Raw genomic sequence first — 15,700 nt, forward strand, 5'->3', positions numbered from 1 at the left:
CTTATACCTTATTATATATGTATAGGATACCCGTTTGTTAGAGGAAGAACGAGCGCAGGATGGTCGCGCTTACAATCAGGAAGATACACGCGCCGAACCAGCTTGCGGCGGTCTTCGAGGTGTCGGGGTCGCCGGCGCTGAATTTGCCGTACACCTTGATGCCTCCGATAAGCCCGACGACCGCGCCGATGGCGTAGATGAGTTTCGTCGCCGGGTCAAAGTAGGAAGTGACCATGCTGGTGGCTTCGGTGATGCCCGCCATGCCGTTGCCTTGCGCGAAAACTTGGATGTTGGCAGCCAGCAGGAGGGCCGCGAGGATGATTTGCTTTTTCTTCAATGTCTTTGTCATAATCTTTTCTGTTTTGTGCCTCCGGGTTGGATGTTCCCATTGGCGGTTGATACTTGTTTTAATTCTTGCGGCTTTGGATGAAGCCGGCTTTTGGGATTTAGTGGTCTCGGTGGCAAGCCGATGGTTTAGCCGTAGTCGATTTTCTTTTTTCGCATTGCTGTTACGTTTTTACTTGTTATACATAGTCGCGGATGTTGAAGTCCTCGAAGTTGTCCGGAACTGCGGGCGCTTTCTTGGGCATAATCACCGGTGTAGTGTTTGCCTGCGCCGCCGACACGGAGTCCAGATAGTAGTCCATCAGCTCGTCCAGTTTCCTGCGGGTCGCTTCCGAACTCTTTTCTATCATCGCGAACAGTTCGTTGCCCTTCATGTCGCAGAACACCATTCCGGCGTGACGGCGTTCCTCTTTCGTGGCTTTCGGTTTCTTCACCGTCCGCATGGCAAGGTCGATGTCCTCGAAGGTCATGCCTCCCGCTTCATGAGGCTCGCCGTCATCATCTCCGTCTTCGTCATATTCCGCCCCGATGTCGGAAACACGCTTGTCGGCAAACACCTCGTCCAGTTCCTCGTCGGGCACTTGGCGCGACGGCCTGGCTCCCGAAAGCCGGCTATTGGGGGAGGCAGTTTCATCGTCAAAGGCCACGTCCTTCTCGTCCACCTCCTCGCCGGGGGCTTGCACGGTGGCATTGGACATCGGTGCAGCAGCCTGCGGTTTTCGTTCAGGCATCCGGAACAGGCTTTTCCCCATGATGTCGCCGGACCTTTCCGGTGCGCCCACATCCTTTTCCTTGTCCTCCTTGGGTACGTTTTCTTCCCGGCGTTCCCAAGTCAGGTAGATGACCATCCATAGGTTGAAGGCCATCATCAGCACGATGAGCAGCTCGGCCATCGTCAGAGCGGTTGCGAGGTTTCACGGCGTAACAGGGCATTGATGTCGTCCCCATAGGTTTGCAAGTGCTCTTCCAGCACATTCTCGATGTACCCGCCAATGGTGCTGCCGTTCCCGCCCAGTGTCCGCACAATGCGGGACAGCTTCCCGTGCATCTCACGGCTGAGGTAAATGCACTGGCGGTGCGCTCCTTGTCTGGGCGTCAGATAGCGGAGGAACACCGCCGCTTTTTCTAATTGGGTGTCGTCCACAATGTGGATGACTACGTCCGCCTTTTCCAGATTGTTCACTTGGGGAGTGTCCGCCTTCGGGTTGCCATTCCCCTTCTTTTTCATTCTCGAATTGAAAAATCCCATCTTGTTTTCGTTTTTTAGGGTGAATAAAATCAATAAATGTCCTCGTAATTTTTCTTGTAAAGTCGGCGGATCACTTCCTCGTATTCGCGGAAGTGCTGCTCCAGCACACGGTCCACATAGACCGACAACGTAAGCCCGTTCTTCCCGATGACCTGCACGATACGCTGTATCCGCTCGTGGTAGCTTTTGCGGATGTAGGCGGTCTTGCCCGAACACACGGGGATTCTCGGTGCATGGAGGAAGCGTTCCAGGTATTCCTCTTCCTTTTCCGTGGCATCCTTGCCCACCTTTGCTTTCGGTTTTTCCGCCAGCCTGGCCTCCTTTGCGGAAGTGTTGCCATCTGTTCCGAGGCTCCCCGGGGAGGCGGGCGCGGGCATTTCCGGACGGAACGAATCCAGGAACTTGCCGGGGTCAATATCGACATCGAGTTTCTTGGCCATCGGTTCAACGCTTTACGATGCCGAGTATTTCTTCCGCGAGGGCATCGATGCCGCTCCCTTTCGCCAATGCCTTGTCCGGCGGCAGCAGCGTGGAGCGGAAAAACGGGCGGTCGCCTTCCTCAGAGCCTTCCTTGCGGAAACGCTTGCTGTCGGGCAGACTGGTGTCCAGCACTTCAAGCCCCATCCCGGCTATCACCTTGTCATAGATGTCGTACAGGTCGGTCTTCTCGCGCTTGTCCACCATGTTCCACAAGAGGCGGATGCCCTTGATGTTCGACTTGCCGGTAGTGATCAGCGTGTCGTTGATGACGCCCGCGTACTTCAGCGAGCTTTCCATGATGAAACGGTCTGCGGCTATCGGGCAGAAGATGTAGTCCATCGTCGCTACTGTCCGGATCAGGTCGAGGTTGTTCACCGTACCCGTCAGGTCGAAGAAGATGAAGTCGGGCGGTGTCGCCGACTCGACAAATGGCCTGACCGTTTCAATCGCGTTGCCGGGACGGCTCCCCACAATCGGGTAGGCGCGTTTGCCGATGCGCTTGAACTGCTCGTATGCCAGCTTGCGCAGGTACGGGTTGCGCTCGATACTTTTCAAGTCGCGTTCGCGCATGTCCTTGATGCTGAACTGGGGATAGTCGCAGTCCACGACCGCCACGTCATATCCCTTCACGTAATACAGGTAACTCGCCATCAGTACGGTGAGTGTCGTTTTGCCTGCTCCTCCCTTCTGGGTGGAGAAGGCGATGAACAAAGGTTCTTTTTTCATGCTTTCTTCTTTTTTATTTGTTAGACATCCGTTTCTTGGTCCGGTCGGCAGCCATCCGCCCGGTAAGCGAGCAGGCAGTCCGGCATCCCTCCCGGTATGCCTGTTCCCATCCATGCCTGTGTGCCGGCAGGCAAGCATAAGGGCAGGCATACCGACCATTCCGCCTGCAAAGGAAAATGACTTTCGCCAAGGTTGTGTCTCTTTGCTGTTGCGTGGCAGCATTTGGCGTTGTCGTGGCAGCTTGTGGCGTTCTTTGGCCACCCTTTCCACCGCTTTTCCTGGCGTTTGGCCCATTGAAACGGCATCCGCCCTTTGCCTTTCCACCAAGCCTTTGCCTGTATGCCTGTGTGCCGGCAGGCACAAGGGCTGGCGGACTGGCAGGCAGGTTGGCAAGGATGTCAGCCCGGAAGCAGGCAGGCGTGCCGACCGTTTCGCCTGCAAAGGAAAGGGGCTTTCTCAAAGGTTGTATCCTTTTGCCGTTGCGTGGCAGCATTTGGCGTTGTCGTGGCAGCTTGTGGCGTTCTTTACCCGGCCTTATCGCCACTCATCTTGCGTTTGGCTTGTGGCCGTTATTTGGCATTTTCACCATTCCGATGCCTGTATGCCAGCGTGCCGGCAGGCAGGCACAAGGGCAAGCAGACTGGCAGGCAGGTGAACTGGCAGGCGGGCAAGAATGCCTGCCACCTGGCAAGGAAGAATGCTAGCTTGTAGGTTCGCAGGCATATTGGCCACAAATAGGTAGAACTTTTTCTATTGTGGCCAATGTGGACTCATGAACATCTTAATTCATTCCTACCAATCGCTTTCCAATAGTTTTCTTGCTTGGCTGATTTTCGCTCTTTGGCATTTCAGCACTCCAATGCCTGTATGCCGGCAGGCAGGCACAAGGGCAAGCAGACTGGCAGGCAGGTGAGCAGGCTGGCGGGCAAGAATGCTTGCGGATTCGCAAACATATTGACTACAAACATGAAGAACTCTTTTTCACTTGTGCTAAATGTAGTCTCGTGGACATCTTAGCACATTCCTCCATCGCTTTCCAACAGTTTCTTTGTTTGGCTGGTTTATGCTCTTTGGCATTTCCCCGCTCCAATGCCTGTATGCCAGCGTGCCGGCAGGCAGGCACAAGGGCAAGCAGACTGACAGGCAGGCAGGTGAACTGGCAGGCGGGCAAGAATGCCTTCCGGTTCGCAAATCTGAAAACGGACAGGCAGGCAACTATGTTTTTTTCACTTGCGTGGCAGCATTTGGCGCTGTCGTGGCAGCTTGTGGCGTTTTTGAGCCGTATTTCAGACTTGGAAAACACCCTACCTTTGCACCCAAGCGGCAGGGCAAAGCCGAAAGCGCGCACCGCAGACCCCGGCTCCGTCCTTCTTTTGGGCAGCAGAAAGGTATCGGGCGACCGATGCCTTATAAATGGGTAATGGCAGGTCTATCCCCAATCCGTTTACCACGGATTTTTGTGTCCTCAAAGACACAGCAAGGTGTCCTTTGAGTAACTCAAAGGGTTTCGGGTTACTCCCGAAACGACCTTGCCCCTCACGGGGAGGGCTTCCTCTCCGAAGTCGGGAAGCCTGTTTCCACCTGCGGTGCGGTTGCCGAAGCTACGCTTATGCCGTGACACCACTAAATCCATTGTAATATGAACGAGAACAAGAAAAAGAACGGGACTGACAGTCCCAAGTGGGGGCGGCATCCACGGGAAAGCCGCAAGTCGCACTGCGTGATGGTGCGTTTCGACGACGGGGAATGGCTCAGGTTCCTCGCTATGCACGGCAAGTCCGGCGTGGAGGCGAGGGCGGTGTTCCTGAAGGCGCACTTCTTCGGACAGCCGTTCCGGGTACTGGTCACGGACAAGACGCTGCTCGACTACTGCACGAAGCTGTCCGCTTTCCATGCGCAGTACCGCATGGTGGGGAACAACTATAACCAGACGGTCAAGGAGCTGCGCTGCCATTTCTCGGAGAAAAAGGCGATGGCATTGCTCTACAAGCTGGAGCAATGCACGAAGGAACTGGCCGCAATCACGCGGCAGGTCGTTGAACTTTCAAGGGAGTTTCAGGAAAGATGGTCGCAAAAATCACGGTAGGCACGTCGCTGTACGGGGCGTTGGCTTACAACGGCATGAAAGTGAACGAGGGCGAGGGGAAGCTGCTCGCCGGGAACAAGGTCTTCGACGATGGCAGCGGACGGGTGGACATCGCCCGTGCCGAACAGGATTTCAAACGGTACATGCCGGAGAACGTCCGCACACGGAACAAGGTCATCCATATCTCCCTTAATCCGCATCCCGACGACCGCCTGACGGACATGGAGATGGAAAGTCTCGCGCGGGAGTATCTGGAGAAGCTGGGCTACGGCGACCAGCCTTATCTAATTTTCAAACATGAGGACATCAACCGCCACCACCTGCATATCGTCTCCGTCAATGTGGACGAGAATGGCAGGCGGTTGAACAAGGATTTCATCCATCGCCGCAGCAAGCGCATCACCACGGAGCTGGAACGCAAGTACGGTCTGCACCCCGCCGACCGCAGGCAGCACCGTAACGACAATTCCTTGCGCAAGGTGGATGCCTCGCAGGGAGACGTGAAGCGTCAGGTGTCGAACACCGTCAAGGCGGTGATGGCTACCTACAAGTTCCGGACAATGGGCGAATACCGCGCCTTGCTCTCCCTCTACAACGTCACTGTGGAGGAAGCCCGTGGCATGGTGAACGGACGCGAGTATCACGGACTGGTCTATTCCGCCACCGATGATGGCGGGAACAAGGTCGGCAATCCCTTCAAGGCATCCTGCATCGGGAAGTCCGTCGGCTATGAAGCCGTGCTGCGCAGGTTTGAGTATCCCAATGCCCAAATCCGCGACAAGCGTCTGGCGGACATGACGCGCAAGACCGTCGCTGCCGTATTGGACAGGACGTACCGCAAGGATGAATTTGTCGCCCTGCTCAAAGCGAAGGGCGTGGATGTGGTGTTCCGCCACACGGACGGGGGGCGCATCTACGGGGCGACCTTCATCGACCACCGCACGGGCTGTGTGCTGAACGGCTCCCGGCTGGGCAGGGAATTTTCCGCCAACGCCTTGCAGGAGCACTTCACTTTGCCGTATGCGGACACGCCGCCGATGCCGTTCACCCTTACACGGGACGAACCGCAGGCGGAAGCCCATACCTATGTGGAACACGGCGAGAGCCATTCCACGGGCTTGGGCTTGCTTGGCGGCGACGCATCGGGCGCACAGGCGGAAGAAGCCGCCTTCGAGCGCGAACTCAAACGCAAGCGGAAGAAACGCCGGAAGGGTTTGGGATTATAAATTATCCGTCCGCAGGGCATCCAAGCAAAGGTCAGACCTTTGGCTATCTAAGGTCAGACCTTTGGTAGCCTCACCTCGGACTTGAGATAGGCTCAGGTCGGACTTGAGGTATGCTTATGTCCGGGGAAAGCCTTGCGGACATATTGTTCAACTTAAAAACAGAAACAGATTTATGTCACAACAGGAAGACGATTTGAGGGCGTTGGCGAAAATCATGGACTTTCTCCGCGCCGTGAGCATTATTCTGGTGGTCGTCCACCTCTATTGGTACGGGTATGAAGCCGTAAGGCTGTGGGGCATCGACATCGGTGTCGTGGACCGGGTGCTGGTCAATTTCGACCGCACCGCCGGACTGTTCCACCATATCCTTTACACAAAACTTTTTGCGCTGTTGCTATTGGCTCTCTCTTGCTTGGGTACAAAGGGCGTGAAGGAGGAAAAAATCACGTGGGGCAGGATTTGGACGGTGCTTGCCGCAGGGCTGGCCCTGTTCTTCCTGAACTGGTGGATGCTCTCCCTGCCGCTGCCCGTGGAAGCCAACGTAGCCTTCTATGCCGCTTCGATGGCGGCGGGCTATGTCTGCCTCCTGATGTCCGGCACGTGGATGAGCCGCCTCTTGCGCACCAACCTCATGGATGACGTGTTCAACGTGGAAAACGAGAGCTTCATGCAGGAGACGCGCCTCATGGAGAACGAGTATTCGGTGAACCTGCCTACGCGCTTCTATTACAGGAAGAAGTGGAACGACGGGTACATCAACGTGGTAAACCCGTTCCGCGCTTCCATCGTATTGGGCACTCCGGGCAGCGGAAAGTCGTATGCCGTGGTAAACAGCTTTATCAAGCAGATGATTGAAAAATCTTACTCGATGTACATCTATGACTTCAAGTTCAGCGACCTTTCCACCATCGCTTACAACCACCTGATGAACCACGGCGACGGCTACAAGGTCAAGCCGAAGTTCTACGTCATTAACTTCGACGACCCGCGCCGGAGCCACCGCTGCAATCCCATTCACCCGGATTTCATGGAGGACATCACCGATGCCTACGAAAGTGCCTATACCATTTTATTAAATTTGAACAAAACTTGGGTGCAAAAGCAAGGCGACTTCTTCGTGGAGAGTCCGATTATACTTTTTGCCAGTATTATCTGGTTTTTACGGATTTATCAGGATGGAAAGTATTGCACCTTCCCACACGCCATTGAGTTGCTGAACAGACGTTATGAGGATGTTTTCCCTATTCTCACCAGCTATCCGGAGTTGGAAAACTATCTTTCGCCCTTTATGGACGCTTGGCAGGGAGGTGCAGCCGAGCAGTTGATGGGGCAAATCGCATCAGCGAAGATACCGCTCTCGCGCATGATTTCCCCACAGCTTTATTGGGTCATGTCAGACAGTGAGTTTACGTTGGATATTAACAACCCGGATGAGCCTAAGATTCTCTGCGTCGGCAATAATCCCGACCGTCAGAACATCTACGGCGCGGCGTTGGGTCTGTACAATTCCCGAATTGTCAAGCTCATTAACAAGAAGGGCAAGCTGAAGTCGGCGGTAATCATCGACGAGCTGCCTACGATTTACTTCAAGGGATTGGATAATCTTATCGCCACTGCCCGAAGCAACAAGGTGGCGGTCTGCCTCGGCTTTCAGGACTTTTCGCAGTTGAAACGCGATTATGGGGACAAAGAAGCGGCGGTCGTGATGAACACGGTGGGAAACATCTTTTCGGGTCAAGTCGTTGGTGAGACCGCCAAAACGCTTTCCGAGCGTTTCGGCAAAATCTTGCAGAAGCGGCAGAGCGTCACCATCAACCGGGAGGACAAGTCCACCTCCATCAACACGCAGATGGAGAGCCTGATACCCGCGAGCAAGATTTCCACGCTGACGCAGGGCATGTTCGTGGGCGCGGTGGCCGACAACTTCAACGAGCGCATCGAGCAGAAAATCTTTCATTGCGAGATTGTGGTGGACGTGGAGAAGGTGAAGCGCGAGGAACAGGCTTACAAGCCCATCCCCGTCATCACGGACTTCACCGATGCCGACGGCAACGACCGCATGAAGGAAATGATACAGGAGAACTACAACCGCATCAAGGCGGAAGTGCGGCAGATTGTCGCCGACGAGTTGCAGCGCATCCAGTCCGACCCGGAACTGCAACACCTCTTGCAGGGCAAGTAAAAACGCCATAGGCGAAAAAAGGAAAATCCTTAACTTGGCTGGATGTTCAGACCGGGTTAAGGATTGTCCTTTTCTCGTTGATTGACAATTGAAATGAAAATTACTGCATTGGTTTCTCCGTTTTATACAGCAGATGGGGCATTTCTTTTCCATTGTATATAATGGTATGGCTGCCGCAAGGTTTCATGGCAATGGCTTCCGCCACACGGATGGAGGACGTGTTTTCGGGACGGATGCTGCAATAGACCTCTTGCAAGCCCAGTTTCTCGAAAGCGTACCGCAGGCATCTTCGGGCGGCTTCCGTGGCATAGCCGTTGTGCCAATACGCATTGTCCAGGATGTAGCCGAGTTCCACCGCTTCATTCCCGTTTATCACGCTTTTCATCAGCCCGGCCTGTCCGATAAGTTTGCCCCCGTCTTTCAACACAAGGGCGAAATACCCGTAGCCGTCCTTGCGGTAACGGGAGAACTGGCGGTTCACCCATTGGCGCACCTCCTTCTTGTCAAAGCCGTGTTCCCATGCGTACATGACTTCCGACTTGCCCATGAGGGCGAGCAACGCGCCCGTGTCCTTGCGGGTGATTTTGCGGATGACGAGCCGTTCCGTTTCCATGATCGTGAGCGACTCGGCGTAGGTCTTTATCTCCAAGCCGTCGTCTTTCCACTCCTTGACCATCTTCCGGACGGTATCATCCACCAGCCTGCGGTAGGCGTCATCGGGAACGGCTTTCAAGTAAAACGTGTCATTGGTTTCCTTCAACACCCAATCGGCTATGTCCTGCAAGTCCTTCCCTTCGGGGATATAGTCCTTGTGTATCATGTACTCGTTGATGTTGTCCTCCAGTAGTTCCTCCATGGCGGTACGGGTGTCTTCCTCCAATTCCGAAAACGGGGTTTCCGCTACCTGAAAAATGTCGTTGTTCCATTCATCCGCTTCTTCATCGTCCTCTTCCGGCACAAAAACGCCCCGTTTCATGTCCAGCATCTCCTGCGCGAATTTTCCCGACTCCCTGTCCTTGTACTTCTTGGCATATTTTTCCAGCAGTTCCCAGTCCTGCCGCCTCATGGGGAAGCGGAACGCGGCGCGTTCCACCTCGTTGCAGCGCATCATGTCCGCCTGTTCGTCCTTTGGAAGCGACTGGCATTCCTTGCAGATGTGCAGCGCGTGTCCTCTGCCCGAGAAGCTCTCGTTGGACTTGTGGCAGCCGCATACCTTGCAGTAGTGTCCGCCGTGTTTCCTTTTCTTCTTCACCATGTTACTCACCCCTTTCCAGCAAAGCCTTTCCTTGTTCGGTGAGCCTGTATTTCTGCTTGGGATGTTTCGGCTGGTCAGGATAGAGCGGTTCCACCAATCCGGCTTCCATAGACGGGTTAAGGTAATTGCCCAAGAAATTCTCCCTGTCCTTCAGTTCCATCATTCCCATCATTTCTTTCAGCGAGCAAGTGTGTTCCCCTATCAGTTCAATGAGCCGGACGATGCTTGTCGGGTACTTGTCGGGTGCTTGTCGGGTACTTGTCGGATGCTTGTCGGATGCTTGTCCAGCCGTTTCCATCTCATAGCGGAATACCACCCATACGGAACTCCCGTCCGTGTGGAATTCCGGGTCGGGTATGCCGGCACGGCGGCACTCGTCTATCATCAGGCTGATGCCGCGACCCCAGCTTTCCAGCAACTCGCTTTTGTAAAGCACGTTGGCTATGATGAGGTTGGGCGGCTCTGAACTGTGTCCGCCAAGCAGTTTTTCAAGGGTCATGTCGGGAGGGAACGCGCCGCTGCTCTCTATTTCCACGCGGTCGTCATAAATGGCGATGCCCACCGAACCGCCCGGACGGTGGTAGGCTCTGTGACAAAAGGCGTTGATGCAACATTCCCTCAATGCCTTGTAAGGTATGCTCAGCTTTTCTTCACGGTACAGCCCCTCTATTTTACCCGACAAGGACAGGTGCTTGAAAAAAAACGACATGGCAGCGTCCAATAGCGCGTAGATGTTCCCTTGCTGTCTTTGGTTGTCTATGAATTCCTCTTTGCTTGTGCCTCTGAACCTTGCCATTCGCAACAGGCATTGGGGATAGTCGTACAGATTGCGCCCGAACAGTACGGCGGCGGCATTGTTCAGCTTCCCGTCATGCAACAGGTCGAATTTTTCAAGGATGGCGGGTATTTCTTCGCGAATGGTGGTTTCCGGCAGGCGTCCGCAGTTGATTCCGGCGCGTACCGCACCGATGATGACATTCTCGTCGAGGTCGCTGATTTGCAGGTCGGGGTTGGGGATTGCCTCCCAACTGTATTTGCCGCCCCTTTGCATCAGCAGGTGGTTGTACTTGTCCTGCGGCATGACAGACGTCACGCTTTCTATCCGCTGGTAAGCCCTGCCTTTATATGTGAACGGACGCATATAGCGTTGTTCCTCAGCATATAAGGCAATGACCTGTTTGTCCGTGTCGGGAATGTTTGCGTATGAGACCGTTATCGTGGCAAACGGCTCGAATAGGCGGATGGCTTCCGCAATTTCCCGTTTCGTCTTGTCGCTCACTTCCTGACCGGTGATTTTCCCGTTGTCAGCCACGCCGAACAGTACCGTACCGCCCTCGCCGTTGAGGAAGGCGCACAGTGTCTCCATGCCGCGCTCCAACTGCCCGGTGATCAGCTTGTATTCTGTCCGTCCCCCTTCATCGCCGGAGGCCAGTTTGCGTATGTCGTCTATATTGGTTATATTCATGCGTAATCGTTTGGAGGGCAAAAATAATCATTTGACCGACAGATACGAAATTTTGGAGCATTTTCTTGCAAATTGTCATTGCTAGAACAGGAAAAAGAAACCGGGAGCAAGGGGCTTCTACCCATACACCTTGTTCCCGGTCATGAATCAGACAGAAAAACTTTCATCTCTTGCGTGCCCGTTCCCGCTCATCGTCTTTCACGATTCGCTCGTTCAGCTTTTCGGAAGCCCGGTCGAAGAAATAGGTACGGCTGTCATTTTTCCGACGACGGATATCCACATAGGCGTTGTAGCACTGACTGGGCTTCAACTCCATGCCGAAGAATCGGGAGAAATGGACCATCAGTTCCTGGATACCGGTTTCTCCGCCGTTGATACATTTCAGGGTGTCGAGCCCGTACAATAATTCCACTAGGTCGGATATGCTGCCTGTCCAACATATCGGAGGGGCATCAGAAGGAGGGGCGCCGGTTTTCTCGCCGGTAAACATGTGGGAGGGCGGCAACGGATGGTATTCCCGGGCAAGGAACCGTAGCATCTTGCGCACAAAGGCAAGGGCCTTGTGTACATGCAGATTCAGTTCGCTCTCATGGCTCCTGCCTTGCAGGGCCTCATGGTATTGCAGCTCCGTTTCCGCATAGCTCAGGGCGTGTACCGGATGTCCGCTTTCGGGCGGGATGAGACAGAGTTGGATGACCCTTTGTGTAAACTCATCGTAGGCCGTGCGTAACCCGGTGCGGCTGTCGGGATTGCTTATCAGACGGAAAAACTCGGTTTCCGTCAAGGTGAGATGTTCCATTTGTTCCTAATTTTTTGTTTTTACTCGGATGAAATGTGCGCACATACATCCATAGGAGCAAATGATAGTCCAATTACAATGTTATGGTGATGAACTTGTATGCAATTTCTTGCAAATCAAGCTCTTGGCAGACGAAAATTTGTTTTAAGGAAGAATAGGCAGCCTCCTTCCCGTGTCCGACTTCCGGACAGGTGTCCGTTTTTCGTACACAGTACCGCCCTTTCTTTCCGCTTTTTTCCATTCCGTTTCGTCCTTTCCCCTGCCATGTCACCTCTTCGTCTGAATCCCATACAGGTCCATTTTCTCGTACAGCGTGCTCCGGCTTATGCCCAGCAGTCTGGCGGCCTCTTTCCGATTATGCCCGGCCTTTTCCAAAGCCTGGCATATCCGCTTCTTTTCCATGCATTCCCCTTTCAAGGCAATGTCAGGATCGGAAGGCTTTCCGGACTCATCCAAGTTCAATTCTTCCGCCGTCACCAATTCCCCTTGGGCAAAAAGCACGGCGGATTGGACCGCCTGTTTCAGTTCCCGTACGTTTCCCGGCCAGTCATGGGCCAGCAACCGTTTCTTCGCCTCCGCATCGAAACCTTTTACCTGTCTGCCATGCTCTTGGTTGTAAAGTTCCCGGAAGAATTCAGCAAGCGGCAGGATGTCTTCCGGGCATTCCCTGAGCGGGGGTACTTTCACGGTGTACTCACTCAATCGGAAATACAGGTCCCGGCGGAAACGCCTTTCCGATATGGCTTCTTCCAGATTCTCGTTCGTTGCGGTGATGATGCGCACGTTGGCTTTCCTGTCTTTTGTGCCGCCGACAGGACGGTAACGCCTGTCCTGTATGGCGCAGAGCAGCATCTGCTGTACGCCGAGGGGAAGGTTGCCTATCTCATCCAGGAACAACGTTCCTCCCTCGGCTTCCGACCAATAGCCTTCCTTGCGCCCGACCGCCCCGGTAAAAGCCCCTTTTTCATGCCCAAACAAGGCGGAAGCGGCCAGACTTTCGGATAACAGCCCGCAGTCCACTGTCACGAACGGTTTGTCCGCACGGTCGCTTTGGGCATGTATCTTTTCAGCGATATGTTTCTTTCCTGTACCGTTCTCACCCCGAACCATCACGCAGATGTCGGCTTTGGCTAGGACGTGGAGACGTCCGAATACTTTCTGGTAGGCTTCGCTCTCCCTTATGAACAGGGGTTCCTCATGGAATGACTGCCTTTTCTGCAAGTCTTGGAGCATGGCGGGAAGCTGGCTGGTCAGCAGTTTCTTGGGGATATAGTCTTCCGCTCCGGATTTCATGGAACGCACGGCGGTAGGCACTTCCGCATAATCCGTCATGATGACGTAGGGATTGTGCTTCCCCTCGCGGCGCAGTTCTTCAAGCAACAGGATGCCGTCACCGTCAGGCAACCGGAGGTCGGCAAGCACGATGTCGTCATCTTCCAGCATTGAAAACAGTTTCCGGGCACCGGTGCAATCGGAGGTACTGACTGTCCGGTATCCGTTTTCTTCCAAAAAATTGCAGACATACCTGCTGTACACAAGGTTGTCTTCCACTACGATTATCTTTCCCATTTCTTCATCTCCTTTCTGGCGGCTTCTATGATGGTTTCTCCTTGTTCCAACACGGCACGGGCTGCATAGGCGACTTCTTCGTCCGAGTACGGTTCCTTGTGGATGGCTTCGTGCAACTTCTGCAAGGGGCGTTCCGTCCGTATCACCATCCATGAGCTCCTCAAATGGTGTACCCAGCTGTTCAAGGCTGTCAAGTCTTTCCTTTCGGATGCCTTCCGGACTTCCTCTATCTCTTTCTCCGTTTCGGCAATCAGCTGCTCCAATGTTTTCCGCTTGTCGCCGAAAGCCAACAGGGCGGAGAAGTCCGGCTGCCGGTTCCCTCTTTCACGGATGCAGTGCCGTGTCGCCTCCATCAGTTCGTCTATGGAAAACGGCTTGGGAAGCAATCCGGAAAATCCGGCTTCTTTCAGTTCCTCCTCCGATACATAGCCGGCCGCAGTAGCTGCCACGATGGGAAGTTCACGGGAATTGCCGATGTCGGACATGCGCAGCAGTTCCAGAATCTCGTAGCCGTTCGCTTCCGGCATTCTCAAGTCTGTTATCAACAGGTCATAATCCTTGCTCCGTATCCTGTCGGTCAGCTCGGCCAACGTAAGGCAGTTGTCGCATGAAACGCCACATTGAAGGTACATCTCGCGCATCAGGCGGAGCGTCACCGGGTCGTTGTCTATGGCCAGCACGGAACATCCGGCCAGTGAAGGACGGACATCCATTGACTTCTCTTCTTCCGGTACTTCTTCGGCTTTCGGCAGCGGCAGGACAACGGTGAAGCGGCTTCCTATGCCAGGTTTGCTCTGTACGGAAGCAGAACCCTGCATCAGCTGTACGAGATTGGTCACAATGGCAAGGCCCAGCCCGAAGCCGTCCTGAGTCACAGCATTGCCCAGACGTTCGAAGGGGGCGAAAATCTGTTCCTGCTTTTCTTCCGGGATGCCCGTCCCGGTATCCTGCACGTACAGGATGAAGTTGCCGTCCTTATAGTCCGTGCAGAGTGTAATGCGACCGCTGCGGGTAAACTTGACCGCATTGGAGAGCAGGTTGCTTCCGATGCGCAATATGCGCTCCTTATCGCCTCCCAGCACTTCTGTCGTCTGGTTGTCAGTCACGAATTCGATTCCTTTGGCTTCAGCCAAAGGGGCGAACTCCGTTTCCAACACAGTTGCTATTGACTCGGAGCGGAATGGACGGATATGCAGCTTTTCTTTATGGATCTCCAGCCTGAAAAATTCCAGCAGCTCGGTGGTCATGGAAGCCATGCGGCTGGCAGATTCACGCACGGTTAATATGTGGCGTACCCGGTCTTCCAGGGCTTCATCCCGGAGCAGGAGTTCTGCATTGCCGCTTATCGCCGTCAGGGCCGTGCGCATTTCATGGCTGACAGTCTGCATCAGGTTGTGACGGAATTGCAGCAATTGCCGGTTCTTCTCATTGCTCGCCTGCAATTCGCCGATAAGTTCTTCGCGTTTCTTTTTTTCGCCATGATTGCGGCGGATTTCCCGGTGGATGGCGATGTGGAACAGGATTAAAAGGAGGATGGCGGTGGACAAGGTAGAGGTGAGCAGGAGCGTGGAACGGCTTTGCGCTTCCATTATCTTATGCTCACGCTGAAAGAAGGCTTCCTGCACTTGCCTGTCCAGATTCTTGATGAGGTGGTTCAGCCGGGCGTTCAATGCCAGATTGCGGGCGTACAGGCTGTCGGCACTGGTTTCCATATCCTCCGTCCCTTCCTGCTGCATGGCAATCAGGCTGTCACTGAATGCGTGCAGTTCTCCGGCGGAAGGCAAAACCCGGACGGTTTTCTTGGCGCCCAACGCTCCCAGTATATTGTCCCTTCTTTTCCTCACGGTGCGTATGCGGGTGGCACGTTCCGCCACTTTGGGCAGATGGTGGACAAGCAGACTGTCAGCAGCATCCTGTATCCCGATGGCTTCCACGACACGGAACAAGTGCATTTCCTTGTCGGCAAGCAGGTGCCGGAGCGTGTCTATCTGTTCGGGACGTACATGCTGCCTGCACCGGGGCTTCAAGGCCAGCAGCAGGCTGTCTGTGGACAGCCGTTTCTGGCGATAGTTTGCCGTATCTGCATTTTCTTGGCTGATCAGGCTCTCGCCCAGCAGGGAAAGCTCGGTGATGTGAAGGTGTGCGGCATGGATGTCATTCCGTACCGATTGCAGGTCATGCACTTCGAAATCTATCTCCCGCATCCGGCTACGCTCACGAAAGAGGATAACCACCATTCCGACTATGGCGGCCAGCAACAGGAAGTTCCCGGCATATATCTTTTGTGTCAAGGATACTTTCATTGCTAGTCATATTAT

Annotated in this window: 18 protein-coding genes; 5 read left to right on the forward strand and 13 right to left on the reverse strand. The window is 54.3% G+C overall.

What is annotated here, in order from left to right; translation table 11 throughout:
- Positions 1-37 precede the first annotated feature (37 nt).
- The 6 genes from AB5062_RS17280 to AB5062_RS17305 all read right to left on the reverse strand — a co-directional run bounded on the left by AB5062_RS17280 (position 38) and on the right by AB5062_RS17305 (position 3,105).
- Complete coding sequence (locus AB5062_RS17280) at positions 38-349, reverse strand: DUF4134 domain-containing protein (protein WP_004322034.1); 312 nt, start codon at positions 347-349, stop codon at positions 38-40.
- A 175-nt stretch (positions 350-524) separates the two neighbouring features.
- On the reverse strand, positions 525-1,238 hold the full coding sequence (locus AB5062_RS17285) for a hypothetical protein (RefSeq protein WP_004322036.1): 714 nt from the start codon (positions 1,236-1,238) through the stop codon (positions 525-527).
- A gap of 2 nt (positions 1,239-1,240) precedes the next feature.
- Positions 1,241-1,594, reverse strand: coding sequence for a DUF3408 domain-containing protein (locus AB5062_RS17290; RefSeq protein ID WP_004322038.1), 354 nt, complete (start codon positions 1,592-1,594; stop codon positions 1,241-1,243).
- 29 nt (positions 1,595-1,623) lie between these two features.
- Positions 1,624-2,034 carry a DUF3408 domain-containing protein gene (locus tag AB5062_RS17295; RefSeq protein ID WP_004322040.1) on the reverse strand — a complete coding sequence of 137 codons (411 nt, stop codon included), beginning with the start codon at positions 2,032-2,034 and terminating at the stop codon, positions 1,624-1,626.
- A gap of 4 nt (positions 2,035-2,038) precedes the next feature.
- Entirely contained in the window at positions 2,039-2,800 is a 762-nt protein-coding gene (locus AB5062_RS17300) for a ParA family protein (protein WP_004322043.1), read from the reverse strand.
- 20 nt (positions 2,801-2,820) lie between these two features.
- Positions 2,821-3,105, reverse strand: coding sequence for a hypothetical protein (locus AB5062_RS17305; RefSeq protein ID WP_129593460.1), 285 nt, complete (start codon positions 3,103-3,105; stop codon positions 2,821-2,823).
- Positions 3,106-3,147: 42 nt separating this feature from the next.
- Here AB5062_RS17305 and AB5062_RS17310 point away from each other — a divergent pair, with 42 nt between their 5' ends.
- The gene (locus AB5062_RS17310) at positions 3,148-3,504 is read left to right on the forward strand and encodes a hypothetical protein (protein ID WP_227238917.1); all 357 of its coding nucleotides are present in this window, start codon (positions 3,148-3,150) and stop codon (positions 3,502-3,504) included.
- A gap of 359 nt (positions 3,505-3,863) precedes the next feature.
- Complete coding sequence (locus AB5062_RS17315) at positions 3,864-4,292, forward strand: hypothetical protein (RefSeq protein ID WP_032539464.1); 429 nt, start codon at positions 3,864-3,866, stop codon at positions 4,290-4,292.
- Here AB5062_RS17315 and AB5062_RS17320 read toward each other — a convergent pair.
- Positions 4,266-4,433 (reverse strand): hypothetical protein, encoded by a 168-nt coding sequence (locus tag AB5062_RS17320; RefSeq protein ID WP_153880984.1) that lies wholly within the window; start codon positions 4,431-4,433, stop codon positions 4,266-4,268. The two genes, AB5062_RS17315 and AB5062_RS17320, sit on opposite strands and share 27 nt — an antisense overlap.
- A gap of 6 nt (positions 4,434-4,439) precedes the next feature.
- Between AB5062_RS17320 and mobA the strand changes: the two genes are divergently transcribed.
- The 3 genes from mobA to mobC all read left to right on the forward strand — a co-directional run bounded on the left by mobA (position 4,440) and on the right by mobC (position 8,294).
- Positions 4,440-4,886 carry a conjugal transfer protein MobA gene (gene mobA, locus AB5062_RS17325; protein WP_004292808.1) on the forward strand — a complete coding sequence of 149 codons (447 nt, stop codon included), beginning with the start codon at positions 4,440-4,442 and terminating at the stop codon, positions 4,884-4,886.
- Positions 4,865-6,112, forward strand: a complete 1,248-nt coding sequence (mobB, locus tag AB5062_RS17330; protein ID WP_004292807.1) for a conjugal transfer protein MobB — start codon at positions 4,865-4,867, stop codon at positions 6,110-6,112. Before mobA ends, mobB begins: the two co-directional genes overlap by 22 nt.
- Positions 6,113-6,284: 172 nt before the next feature.
- The gene (gene mobC / locus AB5062_RS17335; RefSeq protein ID WP_004292806.1) at positions 6,285-8,294 is read left to right on the forward strand and encodes a conjugal transfer protein MobC; all 2,010 of its coding nucleotides are present in this window, start codon (positions 6,285-6,287) and stop codon (positions 8,292-8,294) included.
- 100 nt (positions 8,295-8,394) lie between these two features.
- Here mobC and AB5062_RS17340 read toward each other — a convergent pair whose 3' ends face one another.
- The 6 genes from AB5062_RS17340 to AB5062_RS17365 form a co-directional block, all read right to left on the reverse strand.
- Positions 8,395-9,549 (reverse strand): GNAT family N-acetyltransferase, encoded by a 1,155-nt coding sequence (locus AB5062_RS17340; protein WP_004292804.1) that lies wholly within the window; start codon positions 9,547-9,549, stop codon positions 8,395-8,397.
- A 1-nt stretch (position 9,550) separates the two neighbouring features.
- Positions 9,551-11,014, reverse strand: a complete 1,464-nt coding sequence (locus AB5062_RS17345) for an ATP-binding protein (protein WP_004292801.1) — start codon at positions 11,012-11,014, stop codon at positions 9,551-9,553.
- Between the two features lie 163 nt (positions 11,015-11,177).
- Positions 11,178-11,813 (reverse strand): RteC domain-containing protein, encoded by a 636-nt coding sequence (locus tag AB5062_RS17350; protein WP_004292800.1) that lies wholly within the window; start codon positions 11,811-11,813, stop codon positions 11,178-11,180.
- A 73-nt stretch (positions 11,814-11,886) separates the two neighbouring features.
- Positions 11,887-12,054 (reverse strand): hypothetical protein, encoded by a 168-nt coding sequence (locus AB5062_RS17355; protein WP_008673580.1) that lies wholly within the window; start codon positions 12,052-12,054, stop codon positions 11,887-11,889.
- Between the two features lie 26 nt (positions 12,055-12,080).
- Positions 12,081-13,382, reverse strand: a complete 1,302-nt coding sequence (locus AB5062_RS17360; RefSeq protein WP_004292796.1) for a sigma-54 dependent transcriptional regulator — start codon at positions 13,380-13,382, stop codon at positions 12,081-12,083.
- The gene (locus tag AB5062_RS17365; RefSeq protein ID WP_004292791.1) at positions 13,370-15,685 is read right to left on the reverse strand and encodes a hybrid sensor histidine kinase/response regulator; all 2,316 of its coding nucleotides are present in this window, start codon (positions 15,683-15,685) and stop codon (positions 13,370-13,372) included. The genes AB5062_RS17360 and AB5062_RS17365 overlap by 13 nt, the downstream gene beginning before the upstream one ends.
- Between the last annotated feature and the right edge of the window lie 15 nt (positions 15,686-15,700).

The sequence above is a fragment of the Phocaeicola sp. RTP21359st1_B8_RTP21360_211022 genome (assembly GCF_040911965.1).
Taxonomy (GTDB): Bacteria; Bacteroidota; Bacteroidia; order Bacteroidales; family Bacteroidaceae; genus Phocaeicola; species Phocaeicola vulgatus.